This is a genomic window from Pseudomonas sp. GW821-FHT04D07 (assembly GCF_059420225.1).
Window position 1 is genome coordinate 61,499 of sequence record NZ_JBWKTH010000022.1, and the last position, 19,105, is coordinate 80,603.

The following is a 19,105-nucleotide window of genomic DNA, read 5'->3' on the forward strand; positions in this document are numbered from 1 at the left end:
CTGAAGAGTTTGATGAGGTTTTTGTAATGGCTGAACGTCTGAGTAACGACTTCCAGTTCATCGATGTCGGGCGCAAGGATCCGAAGAAGAAACTGTTGCGTCAGCGCAAGAAAGAGTTCGTGGAGATCTACGAACCCTTCAAACCCCAGCAGTCGGCCGACCAGGCCCACCGCTGCCTGGGTTGCGGTAACCCGTATTGCGAGTGGAAGTGCCCGGTGCACAACTTCATTCCCAACTGGCTGAAGCTGGTGGCCGAGGGCAATATCCTCGCCGCCGCCGAGCTGTCCCACCAGACCAACACCCTGCCGGAAGTCTGTGGCCGGGTGTGTCCGCAGGATCGTCTGTGCGAGGGTGCCTGCACCCTCAACGACGGTTTCGGCGCGGTGACCATCGGTTCGGTGGAGAAGTACATCACCGACACCGCGTTCGCCATGGGCTGGCGTCCGGACATGTCCAAGGTCAAGCCGACCGGCAAGCGAGTCGCGATCATCGGTGCGGGCCCTGCGGGCCTGGGTTGTGCCGACGTGCTGGTACGTGGTGGGGTGACCCCGGTGGTGTTCGACAAGAACCCGGAAATCGGTGGTCTGCTGACCTTCGGCATCCCCGAGTTCAAGCTGGAAAAGACCGTGCTGAGCAACCGTCGCGAAGTCTTCAGCGGTATGGGCATCGAGTTCCGCCTCAACACCGAGGTCGGCAAGGACGTGACCATGGAGCAGTTGCTCGCCGAATACGATGCCGTGTTCATGGGCATGGGCACCTACACCTACATGAAGGGCGGCTTTGCCGGCGAGGATCTGCCGGGCGTTTACGATGCCCTGGATTTCCTTATCGCCAACGTCAACCGCAACCTGGGCTTTGAAAAGTCGCCGGAAGATTTCGTCGACATGAAGGGCAAGAAGGTCGTGGTGCTCGGTGGTGGCGATACGGCGATGGACTGCAACCGCACCTCGATCCGCCAGGGCGCCAAGTCGGTGACCTGTGCCTATCGGCGTGACGAGGCGAACATGCCCGGCTCGCGCAAAGAGGTGAAGAACGCTAAGGAAGAAGGGGTGAAATTCCTCTACAACCGCCAGCCGATTGCGATTGTCGGTGAAGACAAGGTCGAAGGCGTGAAGGTGGTCGAGACCCGTCTCGGCGAACCGGATGCCCGTGGCCGCCGCAGCCCCGAGCCGATCCCGGGCTCCGAGGAGATCATCCCGGCTGATGCCGTGGTCATCGCCTTCGGTTTCCGTCCGAGCCCGGCGCCGTGGTTCGAGCAGTTCAGCATCCAGACCGACAACCAGGGCCGCGTGGTGGCTCCGGAACAGGCTCAGTTCAAGCACCAGACCAGCAATCCGAAGATTTTTGCCGGTGGCGATATGGTGCGCGGTTCCGACCTGGTGGTGACCGCGATCTTCGAAGGGCGCAATGCTGCTGAAGGGATCCTGGACTACCTCGGTGTCTGATCTGCGCGCCCCTCTGTAGGAGCGAGCTTGCTCGCGATGGTGGTTCAGGCGCCGTGGGGTATCAGGTGCCCCGCGTCATCGTTGACGTCCATCGCGAGCAAGCTCGCTCCTACATGTCCGCGACAAATTGACCCGATAGACAAAAGGCACGGCTCTTGCCGTGCCTTTTGCGTCGCGCTCTGAGAAAATGCCCGCACTTTTTTTCCGGATGCCGACATGACTGCCCTGAAGAACGACCGTTTCCTTCGTGCCCTGCTCAAGCAACCCGTGGACGTCACCCCTGTGTGGATGATGCGCCAGGCCGGTCGCTACCTGCCGGAATACCGCGCCAGTCGCGCCAAGGCCGGCGACTTCATGAGCCTGTGCATGAACCCGTCGTTCGCCTGCGAAGTCACGATGCAGCCCCTGGACCGCTACCCGGGCCTGGACGCCGCGATCCTGTTCTCCGATATCCTGACCATCCCCGACGCCATGGGCCAGGGCCTGTATTTCGAAACCGGTGAAGGCCCGCGTTTCAGGAAAGTCATCAGCACCCTGGCCGACATCGAGGCGCTGCCGATCCCCGATCCGCAGAAGGACCTGGGTTATGTCATGGACGCGGTCAGCACCATTCGCCGTGAGCTCAATGGCCGTGTGCCGTTGATCGGCTTCTCCGGCAGCCCCTGGACCCTGGCCACCTACATGGTCGAAGGCGGTTCGTCGAAAGACTTCCGCAAGACCAAGGCGATGCTCTACGACAATCCCCAGGCCATGCACCTGCTGTTGGACAAACTGGCGCAATCGGTTACTTCCTACCTCAACGGGCAGATCCTCGCCGGTGCCCAGGCCGTGCAGATTTTCGACACCTGGGGTGGCAACCTCTCGGCGGCGGCCTACCAGGAGTTTTCCCTGGCCTATATGCGCAAGATCGTCAGCGGCCTGCTCCGCGAGCACGAGGGGCGCAAGGTTCCGGTGATCCTGTTCACCAAGAACGGTGGCCTGTGGCTGGAAAGCATCGCCGAGTCGGGAGCCGATGCCCTGGGCCTGGACTGGACCTGCGACCTGGGCGAAGCCCGTCGTCGGGTCGGCCATCAGGTCGCCTTGCAAGGCAACATGGATCCGACCGTGCTCTATGCCAAGCCCGAGGCCATCCGTACCGAAGTGGCGCGGATTCTTGCCAGCTACGGCGAAGGTTCCGGCCATGTGTTCAACCTTGGCCACGGCATCACGCCGGAAGTCGATCCGGAACATGCCGGTGTGTTTATCAACGCCGTGCACGAATTTTCCGCGCAGTATCATCGCTGATCCTCCCTCCGCTTCCTCAATGACCCCGCCTCGGCGGGGTTTTTGCGTTTTAGCCCTTCGTAGTTTTCCTTTTCTTGATGCGACTGATTAATTCGTCGCCACATATTCGGATCGCCGTCCGGATAACCACCAGCTTGTCGAGGTGTCCGTACAGCCTTCCTCGCCTGGATGTCGGAGTATTCTTTTTCTGAACGTTAATACGGAGACATTTGCTCGATGTCTTGGGGAATGGTTGTGTCTCGTTACAAATTACTAGACAAAAATCCAGCGCTTGGATGAATAACTGAAGTGAAGAGCTGTCGCGCATCTTCACAGGACCTTTCCTACATATAAAAAAATGCAAGTTCGTACAATGCGTACTCCGAAACTCAATTGTTTTGTAAGAAGTGACGCCTTTGATGAGGCATGGAACTTTCGCGGTTGATCTTTGCGGTCAGGATGGCGGCGTAGATCGATTGAGCATCGATGGAAGTAAAAAGGGGCCGTTCATCTTGGAGGGATGTCGGGTAACCCGATAAATAGGATAAGTCTGGAGTTGAATCGAATGAAAAGAAAGATGTCGGCACTTGGCAAGGCGTCGGGGTGTGTTTCTTCCCTGGCGGTGATCGCGACGTTGGTCGCTTCGCCGCCTGTCGCCGCGCACGGTTACCTGAATGATCCACCGTCGCGGGCCTTTGCTTGTCAGAAGGGCTTGAACAAGGATTGCGGTCAAGCGCAGTACGAGCCGCAAAGTGTCGGTGAAACCACCAAGGGTTTCCCCAATGGTGGGGTGGCTGACGGCAAGATTGCCAGTGGTGCGATAGCCAGCTTCGCCGCGATGGATGTGCAGTCGGCCAGTCGCTGGTACAAGACCGAAATCCGTGATCGGACGATCAACTTTGACTGGTACTACAGGGCTACCCATCCGGCGACCAAGTATGAGTACTTCATTACCAAAAACGGCTGGAACCCCAACCTGCCCCTGGCTCGCGCGTCCTTCGACCTGACCCCGTTCTGCTTCGTCGACGCCGGCGGCCGCCTGCCCACCGACCAACCCCAGGGCAGCGACGGCGCGGCCCGTGAGAAGCATGAGTGCCAGATTCCCGCCGACAAGAGCGGACACCACGTGATTCTGGGCATGTGGACCGTGCATGACACGGGGGGGGCGTTCCATAACGTGGTCGACGTGAATATCGTCGCCGAGGAACAGGCGCCGGATGGCTGGAGAACCGTCGGTAACATCACCCCGAACCAGGCCCTGCTGGCCGGTGACAAGGTCAAGGCCCGCGCCATGACCGGCGAGGGTGAAAGCGCCGCCTACAGCACCGAAATCACCATCGCCGATAACGAGGATGGCAAGCCTGAGAACTGGTCGTTCAAGCTGGCCGAGGCGGTCAATCAGACCCAAACGCTGGTACGCGCCGGTGTCCGTGGCGAGGAGGGCGCCATCGCGCCGATCAAGGGCGTGAACAACCTGTTCGCCAAGGCCGAAAGCGCTGTGAATCGTTTCGAGCTCGATGTGCAGATGCAGGAAGACAGCGGCGCCGAGATGAAAATCTCCGCCATGGGTACCGATCTTGAACTCAAGGAAGGGCGCTTGACGATGCCGTTCCCGGTGCTTACCAACCGGAAAATGAATATCGAGGCCACGCTCTTCGATGCTGCCAACAAGCCGGTGGGTAGCATGACGCAACTCGTGGAAGCCGGTAGTACCTGGCTGAATGTGGATGTACGCAGCGAGCCGGGTGCTCATGAACTCAAGCTGGTCGGTGTGACCGTCGACGGTCGCACCACCCGTCAGGACCTGGCATCCGTGGAACTCGGCGGCGAGGGCGGCGCTCAGGAATACGATTTCGTCTATCCACAAGGCATCGCCAACTACCAGACCGGGACCAAGGTCCTGTCCAACGGTAACGTTTACGAATGCCTGCCGTTCCCCGCAGGTGCCTGGTGCAAGATCAACAGCCACCACTATGTGCCCGGTGTCGGAGCGAACTGGTCGGATGCCTGGATCGCTAAATAATTGACGTTGTGCGCCGGGCTGTTGGGCCGCCCGGCGTGTTCGGTTTATCGGCGATATTGTTGCCTGGTTTTGGGTGAGCGTAATTGTTTTACTCTAGAACACAAATTTTTCTTCACTGGTTGTCGGCCGCCGTTATTTTATGGGCGTTGCTCAGTGGCTTCTATATGGCGTTCCTTGGCACGTCACCCGTGCTTAAAGAGGCCGTCAGTTTTTTCAATGTGTCGATGACGGCACTCTTTATTCCGTTTTTTGTTATTCGGGTTTTTCTTTCTTTTTTCTCAGGGAAACAGGCTGTCCGAACGCTCGCGCAGTGGACGGTTTTTTGGGTTCATAAAGTTATCTATCTGGTGACCGCCGTGGTCTTGGCGAGCGGGGTCATGATGATGGATCGGGCGATCAATGTATTTGGCGTTCTCCTTATATCCGCGCCGATTGAAAGTGCCGGGCTCGTTGCTGTTTTCAAAAAGACCCATGATGTTTCCTGCGTTGTTCTGGCCGTCCTGGTGATTTTGCATATTGGCGCGGTTATTCGTCATGAAGTTTCCGGTTACCGAATACTCAGGCGGATGCTCTGGTGAGTGCGCGAATCCTCAGGGACGGCATGGGTTTGCCGAGCCTTGCGTTGTGTGTGTTGCCGCTGGGTTATGCGGCACTGTCGTTGTGGGGCGAATGGGGCTTTCGTCAGGCATTGCCGGTGCCGCCCACGGTGCAGGCGATTAGCCGGTCGACGGCGGCCGAGCGCACGCCGCTCAACCACGCTGCGCTGGCCACGGTGATGGGCTTGGTGGCCCAGGGGCCGTTGGCCCGCAGCGCCGAACCCTTGAAGCTGCAGGCCAGCTTTGTCTCCAGCATGGGCGACTCCCGTGCGTTGTTGGCAGGGGCCAGTGGCCAGCGGATCTACCGGGTGGGGGAAAAGCTGCCGGGTGGCAGCGTCCTGCGCCGGGTCGAGAGCGGCCGGGTGGTGCTCTGGCGCAATGGCCGCGAGGAGCTGTTGGCGCTGGAGCCGCCGGCTCGTACCACCTTGCGGGCGCTCAACGGGCCCGGCCCTGAGAGCGCCGCCGCTTCCTCCCTTTATCTTCGACCGACGGCCAGGCAACGTCAGAGTGAGTAAATGAATAGATCCTTCAAATCCGGCCGGCGCAACATGACGCTCTTGAGCCTGATCGCCAGCCTGATGCTGGCGTCGAGCCTGTGGGCCGATGAGCGGCAATGGCAGCTGGCGATGAACGATGCCGAGTTGCGTGATGTGGTGCGGGAAATGTCCTCGATTCTCGGCACCACCGTGGTGCTCGACCCCCGGGTGCAGGGACGGATCACCGTCCTCTCCGAGCAGGCCCTGGACCGCGAAGGGGTACGCCGGCTGTTCTATTCGGTGCTCGATGCGCATAACTTCACAGTGATCGACGAAGGCGACCGTATTCTCATCGCCCCCGTGGCCGATGCCCGTACCCGTGCCAGCAGTGCCGACAGCGCCAGCGCCCAGGGCGGCCAGTTCATCACCGAAGTGGTGGCGCTCGGCAGCAGCGTCGCCAGCGATATCGCCGGGCTCGTGCGGCCGCTGGTCTCGGTCAACGGCTATATCGGTCCGTCGGCGTCGGCCAATGCCCTGGTCATCACCGACAGCGCGGCCAATGTCCGGCGTATCGCGAAGATCGTCCGGCAGTTGGACCTGGGGCAGAAGAATGCCCATGACGTCATCCAGTTGCGCCACGGGCTGGCGAATGAGCTGGCGCGGATGATGGAGCAATCCCTGGGCCGGCAGGGGGCCGAGTCCGGCAGCCAGGTTATCGCCGATTCACGCAACAACCGCCTGGTGATCATCGGTACCCAGGACGTGCGCAAGCGCCTCGGCGAACTGGCTCGTTCCCTCGATACCCCGGCGGCGGCGGTGGCCGACAATGCCCGGGTGATCCACCTGCGTCACAGCGATGCCAAGCAGTTGGCCGAGGTGCTGGATGCCATGGGCCAGGGACTCGGCCAGGAAACCGCTGCCGCCGCCAGCCGGGACGCGGTTTCCAGCAAGGCGGTGGTCAAGGCCGATGAAAGCCAGAACGCCCTGGTGCTGATCGCCGAGCCGGCCCAGGTCCGCACCCTGGAAAACATTGTTCGGCAACTCGACCTGCCGCGTTCGCAGGTGTTGATCCATGCGGCCATTGTCGAGATTTCCGGGGATATCAACGAAGCCCTGGGCGTGCAGTGGGGCGGCGAGTCGGGCAGCGCCCAGGGCGGGGTGCTGTTTGCCGGCGCCGGTATTACCCTGCCCAAGCTCAGTGAGCCCAAGGCCACGCTTCCCGATGGTGCCGTGCTGCGCGTCGGTAACGATCGCTTCGGCATGCTGGTCTCCGCCCTGGCGAGCAACACCCACAACAACGTGCTGTCCACTCCCAGCCTGCTGACCCTGGACAACCAGGAGGCCGAGATCCTGGTGGGGCAGAACGTGCCGTTCCAGAGCGGCTCCTACCAGACCTCCGGCACAGGCACCGACCGGCCCTTCACCACGGTCACGCGCCATGATATCGGGATCAAGCTGAAGATCCGCCCGCATATCAACGAAGGCTCGACCCTGCGCCTGCAGGTCGAGCAGGAAAACTCCGAACTGGCCAAGAGTGCGGAGATTACCAATGACCTGATCACCAACAAGCGTTCCCTGAAGAGCACCATCCTCGCCGATGACGGCGAAATCATCGTGATTGGCGGGCTGATCAAGGACAGTGTCCGTGTTCAGGAAAGCGGCGTTCCGCTGCTGCGCGATATTCCGTACCTGGGGGCCTTGTTTCGCTGGAGCAGCGAAAAGCACGAAAAAACCAATTTGATGGTGTTCCTGCGTCCGACCATCGTCCGCTCCAGGGAGGATATCGCCGAGGTCAGCGAGAATCGCTACGACGCCCTGCGCAAGCTCAGCCAGCCCGCTGCCGGGAAGAGCAACTCACTGCTGTTGCCACGTGAGGCCCGGGAGCTGTTCGATGGTCTCGACCGCGAGCCGGCGATAGACCTGCGACGGCAGAAGGCCGGGGCGCCATGAAGCCGCGCCTGCCGTTCGGCTTTGCCCGTCGCCATGGGGTCTTGCTGGAACAGCAGGGTGAGGCGGTATGCCTGTCGATTCGCGCAGACACGCCGTTGAGCGCCGTGTCCGAGGCCCGACGGCTGGTTTCCGGAGAACCGCCGTTGCAGCTGCTCGACGAGCCGCTGTTCGCCGCGCGCCTCGCCGCCGCCTACAGCGATGGGCATAGCGCCGCGCAGCAGGTGGCCCAAGGCCTGGACGACGAACTCGACCTGATCAGCCTGGCCGAGCAATTGCCGCAGACCGCCGATCTGCTGGAGCAGGAAGGTGACGCGCCGATCATTCGGCTGATCAATGCGCTGCTCGGCGAGGCCGTGCGAGAGAAAGCCTCGGATGTCCATCTGGAGACCTTCGAGCACAGCCTCTCGGTGCGCATGCGCATCGACGGCCAGCTGCGTGAGGTACTCAAGCCCCGGCGGGAACTGGCGAACCTGTTGGTGTCGCGGATCAAGGTCATGGCCCGGCTGGATATCGCCGAGAAACGCGTGCCTCAGGACGGAAGGATCGCCTTGCGACTGGCCGGGCATGAAGTCGATGTGCGGGTCTCCACCTTGCCCTCGGCCCACGGTGAACGGGTGGTCCTGCGTCTGCTGGACAAGCAGGCCGGACGCCTGGATCTGCAACGCCTGGGCATGCCGGCGCAGACCCTGGAGCGCTTTCAGCGCATTCTCGGCAAACCCCATGGCATCTTCCTGGTCACCGGCCCCACCGGCTCGGGCAAGACCACCAGCCTGTACGCGGCGTTGAGCAGCCTCAACGACCAGACCCGCAATATCCTCACCGTCGAAGACCCTATCGAGTATCACCTGCCGGGCATCGGCCAGACGCCGGTCAATCCCAAGGTCGAGATGACCTTTGCCCGGGGTTTGCGGGCGATTTTACGACAGGACCCGGACGTGGTCATGGTCGGGGAGATCCGCGACCGCGAAACCGCCGAGATCGCCGTGCAGGCTTCGCTGACCGGGCACCTGGTGTTGTCGACCCTGCACACCAACAGTGCGGTGGGCGCAGTCACGCGGTTGTTGGACATGGGCGTGGATGCCTATCTGCTGGCGTCGTCCCTGGTCGGGGTGCTAGCCCAGCGTTTGCTGCGCACCCTGTGCCGTGAGTGCAAGAGCGCCTATGTGGCGGACGCGGCGGCCTGCCAGCGCCTGGGTGTCGAGCACGGCAACCCGCCCAGGCTGTTTCGGGCCATCGGTTGTGAACACTGCCAGCAAGGCTATCGCGGCCGTATCGGGCTCTACGAACTGATCGGCATCACCCCGGCCCTGGCGGTACTGATCCACAACGGCGCCAGCGAGCCCGAACTGGTCCGTGAAGCCCGGACGCTCTCGCCCAGCCTGTTCCAGGATGGTCAACGGCTGGTCCTCGAAGGCCACACCAGTCTCGACGAACTGCTGCGCGTCACCCAGGAGGATTGAGGATGCCGGCTTTCGATTACCAGGCCCAGGATGCCAGCGGTCGTCGCTGTCGCGGTCAGCAGGAGGCCGACAGCCCGCGTCACGCCCGCCAGTTGCTGCGTGAGCGCGGCCTGTTGCCCACGCAGCTGAAAAGCGCTCGCGGCCAGCCCGGCACAGGTCCGGGTGCCAACCGCTCCGCCCGCTTGAAGGCCAGCGAGCTGGCGTTGTTGACGCTGCAGCTCTCGACCCTGATCCAGGCCGGTTTGCCGTTGGAGGAGGCATTGCGGGCGGTGGCGGCGCAGAGTGAGAAACGCCGGGTCGGCAACCTGCTGGCGGCGCTGCGCAGCCGGGTCATGGAAGGTTATGACCTGGCCTCGGCACTGGCGAGCTATCCCAAGGCTTTTCCGGACATGTTCCGCGCGAGCATCGCCGCGGGTGAATGCTCCGGGCACCTGGGCCCGGTGCTTGAGCAGCTTGCCGAGTACACCGAGGCCCGCCAGCAGGCCCGCCAGCAGATCCAGATGGCGTTGGTCTATCCGCTGATCCTGCTGTGCTCTTCACTGGCTATCGTCGCCGGGTTGCTCGGCTATGTGGTGCCGGATGTGGTGAAAGTCTTTATCAACAATGGTCAGGCCTTGCCCCTGCTGACCCAGGGGCTGATCGGCCTGAGTAGTGGTCTGCAGCGTTACGGCTGGCTGCTGTTGCTGGGTCTGGCGGGGCTGGCTTTGTTCGTGCGCTGGGCGCTGGCTCGTCCCGCCGTGCGCTGGCGCTGGCATGCCTGGCTGCTGCGCGCACCTCTGATCGGCGGTGTGCTCAAGGCGATGGAAGCGTCCCGTTTCGCCAGCACCCTGGCGCTGCTCGGCAAGAGCGCGGTGCCCCTGGTGGATGCCCTGGAAATCGCCGCGGCGGTGATCGCCAACCTGCCGATACGCGCGCGGATGGGCGAGGTCGCGCGCTCGGTGCGCGAGGGCGGGACCCTGGCCCGTGGCCTGGAGCGCAGCGGCGATATCCCGCCGCTGATGCTGCACATGATCGCCAGCGGCGAACGCGCGGGCGAACTCGACAGCATGCTTGCCCGCGCCGCCGAGCAGCAGGAGAAAACCCTCGCGGCGCGTATCGCCCTGGTGGTGAGCTTGTTCGAGCCGGCGATGCTGGTGGTCATGGGCGCCATCGTGCTGCTGATTGTCATGGCGATTCTGTTACCGATTCTTAGCCTCAACCAACTGGTGAATTGATCTTATGAAAACCTCGGGAACACAGCGACAAGGTGGTTTCACCCTGATCGAAATCATGGTCGTGGTGGTGATTATCGGTGTGCTCGGCGCGATGGTGCTGCCGCAGTTCATGAGCCGCCCGGACCAGGCCAAGGTCACCGCGGCCCGGGCCGATATCAAGGCCATCGGCACCGCCCTGGAAATGTACCGGCTCGACAACTTCCAGTATCCCTCGACCCAGCAGGGCCTGGAGGCGTTGGTCAAGCGGCCGCTGGGGGTGCCGGAGCCGCGCAACTGGAACCCCCAGGGCTACTTGAAAAGCCTGCCGGTGGATCCCTGGGGCACGCCATACCAATACCTGAGCCCGGGTACCCGGACCAAGGGCTATGACCTGTATTCCTTTGGCTCCGACGGCGTGTCCGGTGGTGAAGAGTTTGCCGCCGATATCGGCAACTGGAGCGATTGATCCATGCCCGGACGTTCCCATGGTTTCACCTTGCTGGAGTTGCTGGTGTCCATGGTGGTGATCGGCGTGCTGGCCGGCATGATCGCCGTGGGCATGAACCCCAGCCCGGTACGTCAGGCCCGCCAGGAAGCCGCTGCCCTGGTGCACCTGCTGCAGCAGTTGCGTGAATACGCGGTGGTCAACAGCCAGGAATATGGCCTGCGGATCGGTGCCGAGGGTTATCAGGTGATGGTCTTCGAACGCCCCGACTGGCGCCCGGCGGGGGCGGCCTATCGCTTGCCCGAGGGCCTGTATTTTCGCCTGGAGCTGGAAGGCCGTCCGCTGAAACTGGGTGACCGGGTGAACCAGCCGCAACTGCTGGTGCTGAGCAGCGATGAAATGAGTGCCTTCACCCTGCATTACGAATCCGCGCAGCGGCGCTGGTTGAGTGTGTCCGGTGACGGCCTCGGTGATCCGGCCATCGATGAAAGCTGAGTCGGGGTTTACCTTGCTGGAGGTGATGATCGCCCTGGCGATCTTCGCCGTGCTGGCGGCCACGGTGCTGTCCGCCAGCCAGTTCGTGGTGCGCCAGAGTGGCACGTTGCAGGAGCGTTTGTTCGCCACCTGGCTGGCGGACAATCAGTTGAATGAACTGCGCCTGCAGGTACCTCCGGCCCAGGGACGACAAACGCAACGTCGGCGTTTCGACCAGCGTGAATGGCGTCTGGAACAGGTGGTCACGCAGGCCGCCGACTCGCGCTTGCTCAAGGTCGAGATCGAGGTGCGGTTGGCTGACGGCGGGCCGCTGCTGCACCACGCCAGTGCCTGGCTACGAGCCCGGGATGAATAGACAGATTGGCTTCACCCTGGTCGAACTGGTGATTGCCCTGGCGATTTTCAGTCTGATCGGCCTGGCCAGTTATCGTTTGTATGAAGGGGTGCTGATGACTCAGGCCCGGGTCAGCGCGCATGAACAGGGTTTGCGCAGCCTGCAGCGGGCGATAGCACTACTGGAACGCGATGTGATGCAGGCGACGATCCCGAAAGAGGGTACGGCCGTGACGCTGAGCGCGGGACAGTTGAACCTGCAACGGGGGAATGCGCGCAATCCACTGGATGAGCCCCGCAGCGAGCGCCAGGAGGTTGCCTATCGTCTCGAAGAGGGCACCTTGTGGCGCTATCACCGCAGCCTCGATCTGCCCGAGACCTACAAACAGCCGGTGCTCAAGGAGGTGCGTGCCTTGCAGTGGCGGCTGTATGTGGACAAGGTCGGTTGGCGCGGTGATGGGCCGTCGACTCCGGGGCGCTCCCCGGTACACCCGCGCGCGTTGGAAATTACCCTGTCCGCTGGCCGCTTCGCGCAGATTCGCCGTGTCATCCTGCTGCCGGAGGGGACATGAACCGCTCGGGTCAACGCGGTGTGGCGCTGATCAGCGTGCTGCTGATCATGACCCTGGCCCTGTTCGTGGTTGGCGGCTTGTTGCGCAGTCATACGCGAGCCTTGCAGAGTAGCGCGCAGCATATTCATCAGGTGCAACTGCGGCAGTGGGCGATTGCCGCGGAGAGCTGGGCGCGAGCGTTGTTGCTGTCGTCTGATCCGCTTGAGACGAAGACGATCAATCTGCTCCAGCCCTGGGCGCATCCATCGCTGCCGTTTGAGTTGTCGGGTGTCGAGGTGCGGATCGAGATCGAAGACCTCGCCGCGCGCTTCAACCTGACCCGCCTGCTCCTGCCTGGCAAGGCCGATGAAATCAGCCTGGAGCGCTGGAGCCGGCTGCTTGCGGCGCTGGAGATCCCGGCGTTCGACCTGGCGCCGCTACGTGGCACCGAGGTCACCGACACCAGCCAGTTGCGCCTGTTGCCGGGTGTCGACCAGGCTCTTTTACAACGCCTGCAACCCTTCGTCGCCTTGCTGCCGGCCGAGGCGATGCTGAACGTCAATACGGCGTCGGCCACGCTGCTGGCGACCCTGGAAGGTATGACGCCTGCCAGTGCCCGGGACGTTGTCGCCCAGCGTCCGCCAGCGGGTTATGCCGATGCCCATGAATTTACCCGTGCCCCGGGGCTGGATGGGCTGGGTATCGCCAGTCATGGCCTGGGTGTCGACAGTCGCTGGTTCCGGGTCACGGTCGAGGTCGGCGCGGGCTCGGCGCGACTGCGGCTGGTCAGCGATCTGGAGCGGCCTCGCGACAGCCGTCGGCTGCGCGTCCTGCAACGCCGCTTCCTGGCTCCGATTCAAGGTGAATCCCCGTTATGAACAACTGGCTTTATCTCACGGCCGCAGGCCTCGCGGCTTGCGACGCTACCTGGCCGGTCGGCTGCTGGCAGGCGGACGGCGAGTACCGCAACGTCACCCTGGCTGAGGCGGTGACGTTACTCTCGGGACAATCGGTGCGGGTGATTCTGCCGGTGGAAATCTGTAGCGGTTTGCGCAGCGAGCCCTGGCCCGGTCGACGCAAGCCCACGGCCCAGGCACTGGCCTATACCGTCGAGGATCGCTTGGCCGAGGAGCTTGATGGGTTGCATATTGCGGTCGGCGCGGCGGCCAGGGATTCGCGCTATCCGCTGCTGGCGATTAACAAGGAACGCTTCGAGGCGATCCTGGCGTTGTTGCGGGACTCGGGGTTGCGGGTCGTCAGCGTCAAGGTGGATGCCGACTTGTTGCCGGATGATCAGGCTTATGGCGTCTGGTGGGCTGGAAGATGGTTGTTGGGTGGAGCCTGCGAGGCTCGGCTGGCACTGTCGCCCGAAGATCTGGAGGTGCTGCGACCGAGGTTGCCGGACGAGCTGTGCTGGATGGGCGCTGATCGACAGGGCGATACCGCGGCGTTGCTGATTGCCGGTCATTCGCGCGGGCTGGACTTGTTGCAGGGTGAGTTTCGTCAGGTGCGGGCGCGTTGGCCGTGGGGAATGTTGCTGTTGTCGGTGTTGGCGCTGTTCGCGCTGTCCTGGGGCTTTACCTTGGCGCGTGCCCACTATCTGGAAAGTGCCGCCGGGCAGTTGTACGAGCAGAGCGTGCGGCGCTTTCAGAGCCTTTATCCCGAACAGACCCGCATTGTCGACCTGGCGGCCCAGCTCAAGGCCTTGCAGGGGCGCACGGACCCGCCGGGGAGTCAGATGGGCCGTCTGCTGCAACTTGTCGAGCAGGTGATTGGCGGTAGCAACGTTGAAGTTCAGCGTATTGAATATCGCGTCGGCACGGGTTGGACGCTGTTGCTGACGGCCGGCAGCTTCAGCGAGCTTGAGCGTTTGCGCGAGCGTGGTCAGGGCAGCGGCTTGCCGATCAGGTTGGGCAGTGCCAGCAAGGATCGCGAGCGGGTGCAGGCGGTACTGATGTTGGAGGAGAAAAACGGATGATCAGGTCATGGGCGTTACCGGCGGCGCTCACTCAAAGGTGGCAGGGCCTGGGGCTTCGGGAGCGACGGATGTTGGTCGGTCTGGGGATTTTCTTGTTGGTCGTGAGCTTGTTCAGCGGTGTCTGGCAACCTGTGCAACAACGTCTGGAAAAGGCCGAGCGCTTGTATCAGCAACGCTTGTTGCTGGCGGTTGAAGTCCAGCGCGCCCAGCCTGCGAGCCTGCGCTCAACCCCCTCGCAGCCCCTGTCGAGCCGGCTGAGTGAAACGGTGACGGCGGCGGGGTTGGAATTACAGCAACTGGACCAGGACGGTCAGTCGCTGCGGGTTACCCTCAGCGGCAATGCATTGGCCTTGTTGCAGTGGCTGGACCAGACCGAGCAATCGGGCGCGGTGTTGCAGTCGTTGAGCCTGGAGAAACGCGATCAGCACTTGGGGGCACAGGTAGCGTGGCGTGCTGATTAATGGGCGAGCAACTGCTCCGCGTAGCGAGCGATCAGGCCGCGCTGGCCGTCGCTGAGGTCGTTGAAGGGGATGGTTTTCCCCGAATCAATATCAACCAATAGGCGTTGTAGTCTCAGGTCGTAACGCAAATTTTCCGACTGAGGCAGGGCTATTTGAATTGCTTGGTTCACCCAGGCCAGTTCGTCATCAAAAATTAGTGGTGCTGTCCCAGCATCCAGAAGGTTCTGCATGCGTTCTAGGGTTTTTCCGATCAGCCAGCTTTCAAAGTCCTGGAGGTCGGTAACAGCCTCTGACCAGTTTGTATAACCAGCTACGCGAGAGACCTTTTGTTGTGCTGCAAACTCGGCAGAAACTCCTGCGCCTCTCCAACGACGGTTCGCGCGATAGAAGGCAAGAACGGGAAGGTCTACATGGCTTTCCACATTCAAAATGCCGAAAGACTCCTCCGATGCTCTGCTGCCAGCCTTCAATAAATGAATCATCCATTGGCTTAATCCCAGCGCATCCCCTTCTGCAGCAAGGAAGATGGGGAGACGGCGTTCTGAGCGAATCCGGCCATCGTGGTTTTCGATAACAAAACGAGTATCGTCCTCAAGAATCGGCGAACTAAAGCTAGCCATAACATCATCGCCGCTGAGGCCGTTAAAAGACGCCGCCACCGCCTGCAACAACGAAGTCTTCCCGCTCCCATTGACCCCCACCACCAGATTGAATCCCGGCTGGAAATCAAAGTGGGCATCTTCGTAGCAACGAAAATTCTGAATATGCAGGTGGTCCAGGCGCATGCCGGCTTCCTTTTGCCAACCGAACGATGCGCCCTGTGTACCTTGGCCGGCGTCAACCGCCAGCCGCTCAATCGTGACTAGGCTTTTGCATTACCTGGCAACACCTGCAACCGCGCCAGCTTCAACGCCACCAGCAAGGCCACCACCAGCAGTGCGCCGATAAACAGGCCGATGCCGTTCCAGCCGCCGTAGTGCCAGAACACCCCGCCCAGAGTCCCGGCCACGCTGGAACCGACGTAGTAGCAGAACAGATAGAGCGACGAGGCTTGGCCCTTGGCCTTCAGCGCCCGACGGCCGATCCAGCTGCTGGCCACCGAGTGGGCGCCGAAGAAGCCGAAGGTGAACAGCAGGATGCCGAGCACCACCACCGGCAGCGGGGTCACCAGGGTCAGGGCGATGCCCACGAGCATCATCAGGATCATGCCCCAGAGCACTTTGCGCCGGCCCAGCTTGTCGGCCAGGGCGCCGATCTGCGCGGAGCTGTAGATGCCCGACAGGTAGACGATCGACAGCAAACCGACGAACGCCTGGCTCATGCCGTAGGGTTCGGCCAGCAGGCGGTAGCCGATGTAGTTGAACAGGGTGACGAAGCTGCCCATCAGCAGGAAGCCTTCGAGGAACAGCCACGGCAGGCCGGCGTCGCGAAAGTGCACGGTGAAACCGTCGATCAGGCTGCGAGTATTGAATTGGCTGGCGCGGAAGTTGCGCGATGGCGGCAGGATCTTCCAGAACACCGTCGCCGCGATCAGCGCCAGGACACCGATCACCAGCATCGCCGTGTGCCAGCTGACGAAGTCGATCAGCACGCCGGTGATCAGCCGCCCGCTCATCCCGCCGATGGCGTTGCCGCCGATATACAGGCCCATCGCCAGGCCAATATGACTGGGGTGGATTTCCTCGCTCAGGTAGGTCATGCCGACCGCCGCCAGGCCGCTGAGGGAGAGCCCCACCAGGGCCCGCATCAGCAGCACGCCCTGCCAGTTTGGCATCATGGCGCCAAGGAGGGTGAACAGGGCCGCGCCGAACAGTGCCACCACCATCACCGGCTTGCGCCCGAGGCTGTCGGAGATCGGTCCGGTAATCAGCAGGCCGATGGCGAGCAGGGCGGTGGCCACCGAGAGGATCAGGCTGCTCTGGGCGGCATTGATCCCATACTCCTTGGACAGCACCGGCATCATCGGCTGGACGCAGTACAACAGGGCAAAGGTCGCAAAGCCGCCGGAGAACAGCGCCAGCACCGTGCGCATAAACGCCGGGGTACCTTTTTCGATATAGGTGTCGTTGAGTGGGGCGACCCCATCGTCCAGCGCAGTGGGGGGAATCTCGTGGGCGAGGGAAGCGACAGCAGTTTTCACGGGGGACCTCGGGGGGAGCAGCCGGTCAGGCAATGGAAAAAGCATATAGCTGGCTAACGATTCTTTCCAATATATTATTCGACCTGTTTGATAGGTTTTACGACTTGATGAGGTGTTTATGGAATTGCGGCATTTGCGCTACTTCATCGCAGTGGCCGAAGAACTGCATTTTGGCCGCGCCGCCGAGGTGCTGGGGATTTCCCAGCCGCCGTTGAGCCAGCAGATCCAGGCGCTGGAGCAGGAGCTGGGCGCGCGGTTGTTCGACCGGACCAATCGGCGGGTCGAGTTGAGCGAGGCGGGTCGCCTGTTTCTGCAAGAGGCGCGGTTGGTGCTGGCGCAGGTGGACAAGGCGGCGGATGTGGCGCGGCGGGCGCAGTTGGGGGAACTGGGGGAATTGAAGATCGGCTTTACCTCCTCGGCACCGTTCAACTCGACCATTCCCCAGGCGATCTTTGCCTTTCGCCAGGCGTTCCCGGCGGTGCACTTGAGCCTGCGGGAGATGAGCAGCAAGACGGTTGCCGATGGTTTGATGGATGAGTCCATCGAGGTCGGTTTGATGCGGCCTTTGCCGTTGCCGGAGGCCTTGAGTGTCGTGGAGTTGATGCGTGAGCCGCTGGTGGCGGTGCTCAGTGCCAAGCATCCTCTGGCCAGTGGCAGTGAGGCCGGGATGTATTTGTCCGAGTTGGCGCTGGAGCCCTTTGTGTTTTTCCCGCGCAGTTACGGCAGTGGTTTGTATGCGCAGTTGCTGACCTTGGCGCGGCAGGCCGGGTTCAGTCCGCACTTTGCCCAGGAGGCGGGGGAGGCGATGACCATTATCGGTTTGGTTGCGGCGGGGTTGGGGGTGTCGGTGTTGCCTGCGTCTTATCAGCGGATTCGGATTGATGGTGTGGTCTATCGACCGTTGCTTGATCCGGATGCGGTGTCGGCGGTGTGGCTGGTTCAGCGCAAGGACCAGAAGTCGCCGATGGCCAAGGCGTTTATCGAGTTGTTGACACGTCGGACGGTGCCGCAGGTCTAAGGCGGTTTGAAGCTGAACGCGGGGTTGTTCCGATGCCGTTCAGCGAAGGACATGGGATATTGAGAACACCACTTAACCTGTGGGAGCGGAGCTTGTCGGATCGCCGCACCGCCGCGAAGCTTTTAGCGGCCTCAAGGGCCTCTTCGCGAGCAAGCTCTGCTCCCACAGGGACCGTGTTCGGCCTTAAGTGAACGGCATCAGGGCAAGCCCGTTCACCACAAGCGAGTGCACCGTCTAGTGCAGCGGCAGTTTATCCAGCGACTGATCCAGCTCGGCTTTCGCCATTTCCACCAGGTGCATGGCCGAGAACGCCAGCGCCCGTTTGGAGCCGCTGAGACCATCGCCGGATTCGTAAGCGGTGGCCGCCGCGCAGGTCAGCAGTTCGGAGAGGTGAACCAGGGATTCTTCCAGGCTTCGACCGGATTTGGGGTTGGGCAGATAGTGATCCAGAGCACGCTGGATGGCGGCCTGATCCTTGAATCGGTCAGCAGAAGGGAAAGCGTTGGGATCCTGGACAGGTGGTGCAGGGGGGGGGCTCATGATTGAGTCCCTATATCAATAATTGGAACTGCAACCCATCGCTTGCACGCAGAAGGGTGGCAGCTGTGCGCAGGTGTGCAAGACCGAGGATATAGGACTCGGCAGACCCGAAGGTCTCCCACGCACAGCCACCATAGCAATCCAGCGTCGAACACCAGTCTACTGAACGACGCGAATATTGTGGGAGCGGAGCTTGCCCGCGAAGAGACCCCTGAGGCCGCTAAAAGCTTCGCGGGCAAGCACCGCTCCCACAGACTCTTGTGATGCAGGGACTAAGCGCCGTTACTGGGCCAGCGGCTGCGCCTCGCCAACCCCAATGGCACGTGCCGTCGGCTCTTCATGATGAGCACGCAGTTCGGCGAGGATGTCCTGGTCCAGCAGGGTTACCCAGCGGATGTAGTTCCGGTGGATCTTGCCGTCCTGGTAACCCATGCCGCTGCTGTCACGGTAGGCGATGGTGTAGCCGCCGGCACTGTAGTTGATGTCGATCTCGACATGGAATTTCTCACGCACGGTGATCTCGGCCTGGACCTGGGCCGGGTTGACGCGCTGCACGCTCCATTTACGCTTGGTCAGGGCAGTGACAATTGCTTGTTTCACCTCGTCCTGGCTGGCCTGGACCTGCGGGGCGAGGGTGCGGCTTGGGTTGACGATGGGCTTGCTGGTACAGCCCGCCATCGTCAGCAGGGCCAGGGTGACAAGTGCAACACGAAGCAGGGAAGACATTCCGTTTTCTCC

At 62.0% G+C, this 19,105-nt stretch carries 20 protein-coding genes; 16 read left to right on the top strand and 4 right to left on the bottom strand.

Annotation, left to right across the window (positions count from 1 at the left end; genetic code table 11):
• Nucleotides 1–26 precede the first annotated feature (26 nt).
• The 15 genes from AC07T0_RS22670 (at nucleotide 27) to AC07T0_RS22740 (ending at nucleotide 14,669) form a co-directional block, all read left to right on the top strand.
• Nucleotides 27–1,445: an FAD-dependent oxidoreductase gene (locus tag AC07T0_RS22670; RefSeq protein ID WP_495003283.1), complete on the top strand. Its 1,419-nt coding sequence runs from the start codon at nucleotides 27–29 to the stop codon at nucleotides 1,443–1,445.
• Nucleotides 1,446–1,661: 216 nt separating this feature from the next.
• Nucleotides 1,662–2,729: a uroporphyrinogen decarboxylase gene (gene hemE, locus AC07T0_RS22675; protein WP_495003284.1), complete on the top strand. Its 1,068-nt coding sequence runs from the start codon at nucleotides 1,662–1,664 to the stop codon at nucleotides 2,727–2,729.
• Nucleotides 2,730–3,273: 544 nt separating this feature from the next.
• A complete protein-coding gene (locus AC07T0_RS22680; protein ID WP_495003285.1) occupies nucleotides 3,274–4,731 on the top strand; it encodes a lytic polysaccharide monooxygenase in 1,458 nt (485 codons plus the stop codon).
• 83 nt (nucleotides 4,732–4,814) lie between these two features.
• Nucleotides 4,815–5,309, top strand: coding sequence for a cytochrome b (locus tag AC07T0_RS22685; RefSeq protein WP_495003286.1), 495 nt, complete (start codon nucleotides 4,815–4,817; stop codon nucleotides 5,307–5,309).
• On the top strand, nucleotides 5,306–5,842 hold the full coding sequence (locus AC07T0_RS22690; RefSeq protein WP_495003287.1) for a type II secretion system protein N: 537 nt from the start codon (nucleotides 5,306–5,308) through the stop codon (nucleotides 5,840–5,842). Before AC07T0_RS22685 ends, AC07T0_RS22690 begins: the two co-directional genes overlap by 4 nt.
• A complete protein-coding gene (gene gspD / locus AC07T0_RS22695) occupies nucleotides 5,843–7,753 on the top strand; it encodes a type II secretion system secretin GspD (protein WP_495003288.1) in 1,911 nt (636 codons plus the stop codon). It begins immediately after the preceding gene.
• Complete coding sequence (gene gspE, locus AC07T0_RS22700) at nucleotides 7,750–9,213, top strand: type II secretion system ATPase GspE (RefSeq protein ID WP_495003289.1); 1,464 nt, start codon at nucleotides 7,750–7,752, stop codon at nucleotides 9,211–9,213. The genes gspD and gspE overlap by 4 nt, the downstream gene beginning before the upstream one ends.
• Nucleotides 9,214–9,215: 2 nt before the next feature.
• Nucleotides 9,216–10,427, top strand: coding sequence for a type II secretion system inner membrane protein GspF (gene gspF / locus AC07T0_RS22705; RefSeq protein ID WP_495003290.1), 1,212 nt, complete (start codon nucleotides 9,216–9,218; stop codon nucleotides 10,425–10,427).
• Between the two features lie 4 nt (nucleotides 10,428–10,431).
• The gene (gspG, locus tag AC07T0_RS22710) at nucleotides 10,432–10,872 is read left to right on the top strand and encodes a type II secretion system major pseudopilin GspG (protein WP_152737747.1); all 441 of its coding nucleotides are present in this window, start codon (nucleotides 10,432–10,434) and stop codon (nucleotides 10,870–10,872) included.
• A gap of 3 nt (nucleotides 10,873–10,875) precedes the next feature.
• Complete coding sequence (gene gspH / locus AC07T0_RS22715; RefSeq protein ID WP_495003291.1) at nucleotides 10,876–11,346, top strand: type II secretion system minor pseudopilin GspH; 471 nt, start codon at nucleotides 10,876–10,878, stop codon at nucleotides 11,344–11,346.
• On the top strand, nucleotides 11,336–11,701 hold the full coding sequence (gene gspI / locus AC07T0_RS22720) for a type II secretion system minor pseudopilin GspI (protein ID WP_495003292.1): 366 nt from the start codon (nucleotides 11,336–11,338) through the stop codon (nucleotides 11,699–11,701). Before gspH ends, gspI begins: the two co-directional genes overlap by 11 nt.
• Nucleotides 11,694–12,251: a type II secretion system minor pseudopilin GspJ gene (gene gspJ / locus AC07T0_RS22725; protein WP_495003293.1), complete on the top strand. Its 558-nt coding sequence runs from the start codon at nucleotides 11,694–11,696 to the stop codon at nucleotides 12,249–12,251. The genes gspI and gspJ overlap by 8 nt, the downstream gene beginning before the upstream one ends.
• A complete protein-coding gene (locus AC07T0_RS22730) occupies nucleotides 12,248–13,108 on the top strand; it encodes a type II secretion system protein GspK (protein WP_495003294.1) in 861 nt (286 codons plus the stop codon). The genes gspJ and AC07T0_RS22730 overlap by 4 nt, the downstream gene beginning before the upstream one ends.
• Complete coding sequence (gspL, locus tag AC07T0_RS22735; protein ID WP_495003295.1) at nucleotides 13,105–14,208, top strand: type II secretion system protein GspL; 1,104 nt, start codon at nucleotides 13,105–13,107, stop codon at nucleotides 14,206–14,208. The genes AC07T0_RS22730 and gspL overlap by 4 nt, the downstream gene beginning before the upstream one ends.
• Nucleotides 14,205–14,669: a type II secretion system protein M gene (locus AC07T0_RS22740; RefSeq protein WP_495003296.1), complete on the top strand. Its 465-nt coding sequence runs from the start codon at nucleotides 14,205–14,207 to the stop codon at nucleotides 14,667–14,669. Before gspL ends, AC07T0_RS22740 begins: the two co-directional genes overlap by 4 nt.
• Here the strand turns inward: AC07T0_RS22740 and AC07T0_RS22745 are convergent.
• Complete coding sequence (locus AC07T0_RS22745; protein ID WP_495003297.1) at nucleotides 14,666–15,454, bottom strand: AAA family ATPase; 789 nt, start codon at nucleotides 15,452–15,454, stop codon at nucleotides 14,666–14,668. The genes AC07T0_RS22740 and AC07T0_RS22745 overlap by 4 nt on opposite strands.
• A 77-nt stretch (nucleotides 15,455–15,531) precedes the next feature.
• Nucleotides 15,532–16,809: an MFS transporter gene (locus AC07T0_RS22750; RefSeq protein WP_495003298.1), complete on the bottom strand. Its 1,278-nt coding sequence runs from the start codon at nucleotides 16,807–16,809 to the stop codon at nucleotides 15,532–15,534.
• 118 nt (nucleotides 16,810–16,927) lie between these two features.
• Between AC07T0_RS22750 and AC07T0_RS22755 the strand changes: the two genes are divergently transcribed.
• Nucleotides 16,928–17,827: a LysR family transcriptional regulator gene (locus AC07T0_RS22755; protein WP_495003299.1), complete on the top strand. Its 900-nt coding sequence runs from the start codon at nucleotides 16,928–16,930 to the stop codon at nucleotides 17,825–17,827.
• Nucleotides 17,828–18,061: 234 nt separating this feature from the next.
• Here the strand turns inward: AC07T0_RS22755 and AC07T0_RS22760 are convergent, their stop codons facing one another.
• Both AC07T0_RS22760 and AC07T0_RS22765 read right to left on the bottom strand, forming a co-directional pair.
• Entirely contained in the window at nucleotides 18,062–18,367 is a 306-nt protein-coding gene (locus AC07T0_RS22760) for a DUF6124 family protein (RefSeq protein WP_495003300.1), read from the bottom strand.
• 282 nt (nucleotides 18,368–18,649) lie between these two features.
• Nucleotides 18,650–19,093, bottom strand: a complete 444-nt coding sequence (locus AC07T0_RS22765; RefSeq protein ID WP_495003301.1) for a hypothetical protein — start codon at nucleotides 19,091–19,093, stop codon at nucleotides 18,650–18,652.
• Nucleotides 19,094–19,105: the final 12 nt, after the last annotated feature.

Bases quoted from the DNA above. Each gene is read 5' to 3' on its own strand.
- AC07T0_RS22730 (WP_495003294.1), top strand. From the start codon at position 12,248: ATGAACCGCTCGGGTCAACGCGGTGTGGCGCTGATCAGCGTGCTGCTG.
- AC07T0_RS22745 (WP_495003297.1), bottom strand. From the start codon at position 15,454: ATGCGCCTGGACCACCTGCATATTCAGAATTTTCGTTGCTACGAAGAT.
- gspE (WP_495003289.1), top strand. From the start codon at position 7,750: ATGAAGCCGCGCCTGCCGTTCGGCTTTGCCCGTCGCCATGGGGTCTTG.
- AC07T0_RS22755 (WP_495003299.1), top strand. From the start codon at position 16,928: ATGGAATTGCGGCATTTGCGCTACTTCATCGCAGTGGCCGAAGAACTG.
- AC07T0_RS22670 (WP_495003283.1), top strand. From the start codon at position 27: ATGGCTGAACGTCTGAGTAACGACTTCCAGTTCATCGATGTCGGGCGC.
- AC07T0_RS22765 (WP_495003301.1), bottom strand. From the start codon at position 19,093: ATGTCTTCCCTGCTTCGTGTTGCACTTGTCACCCTGGCCCTGCTGACG.
- gspH (WP_495003291.1), top strand. From the start codon at position 10,876: ATGCCCGGACGTTCCCATGGTTTCACCTTGCTGGAGTTGCTGGTGTCC.
- gspD (WP_495003288.1), top strand. From the start codon at position 5,843: ATGAATAGATCCTTCAAATCCGGCCGGCGCAACATGACGCTCTTGAGC.
- gspJ (WP_495003293.1), top strand. From the start codon at position 11,694: ATGAATAGACAGATTGGCTTCACCCTGGTCGAACTGGTGATTGCCCTG.
- gspF (WP_495003290.1), top strand. From the start codon at position 9,216: ATGCCGGCTTTCGATTACCAGGCCCAGGATGCCAGCGGTCGTCGCTGT.
- gspG (WP_152737747.1), top strand. From the start codon at position 10,432: ATGAAAACCTCGGGAACACAGCGACAAGGTGGTTTCACCCTGATCGAA.
- hemE (WP_495003284.1), top strand. From the start codon at position 1,662: ATGACTGCCCTGAAGAACGACCGTTTCCTTCGTGCCCTGCTCAAGCAA.
- gspI (WP_495003292.1), top strand. From the start codon at position 11,336: ATGAAAGCTGAGTCGGGGTTTACCTTGCTGGAGGTGATGATCGCCCTG.
- gspL (WP_495003295.1), top strand. From the start codon at position 13,105: ATGAACAACTGGCTTTATCTCACGGCCGCAGGCCTCGCGGCTTGCGAC.
- AC07T0_RS22740 (WP_495003296.1), top strand. From the start codon at position 14,205: ATGATCAGGTCATGGGCGTTACCGGCGGCGCTCACTCAAAGGTGGCAG.
- AC07T0_RS22680 (WP_495003285.1), top strand. From the start codon at position 3,274: ATGAAAAGAAAGATGTCGGCACTTGGCAAGGCGTCGGGGTGTGTTTCT.
- AC07T0_RS22760 (WP_495003300.1), bottom strand. From the start codon at position 18,367: ATGAGCCCCCCCCCTGCACCACCTGTCCAGGATCCCAACGCTTTCCCT.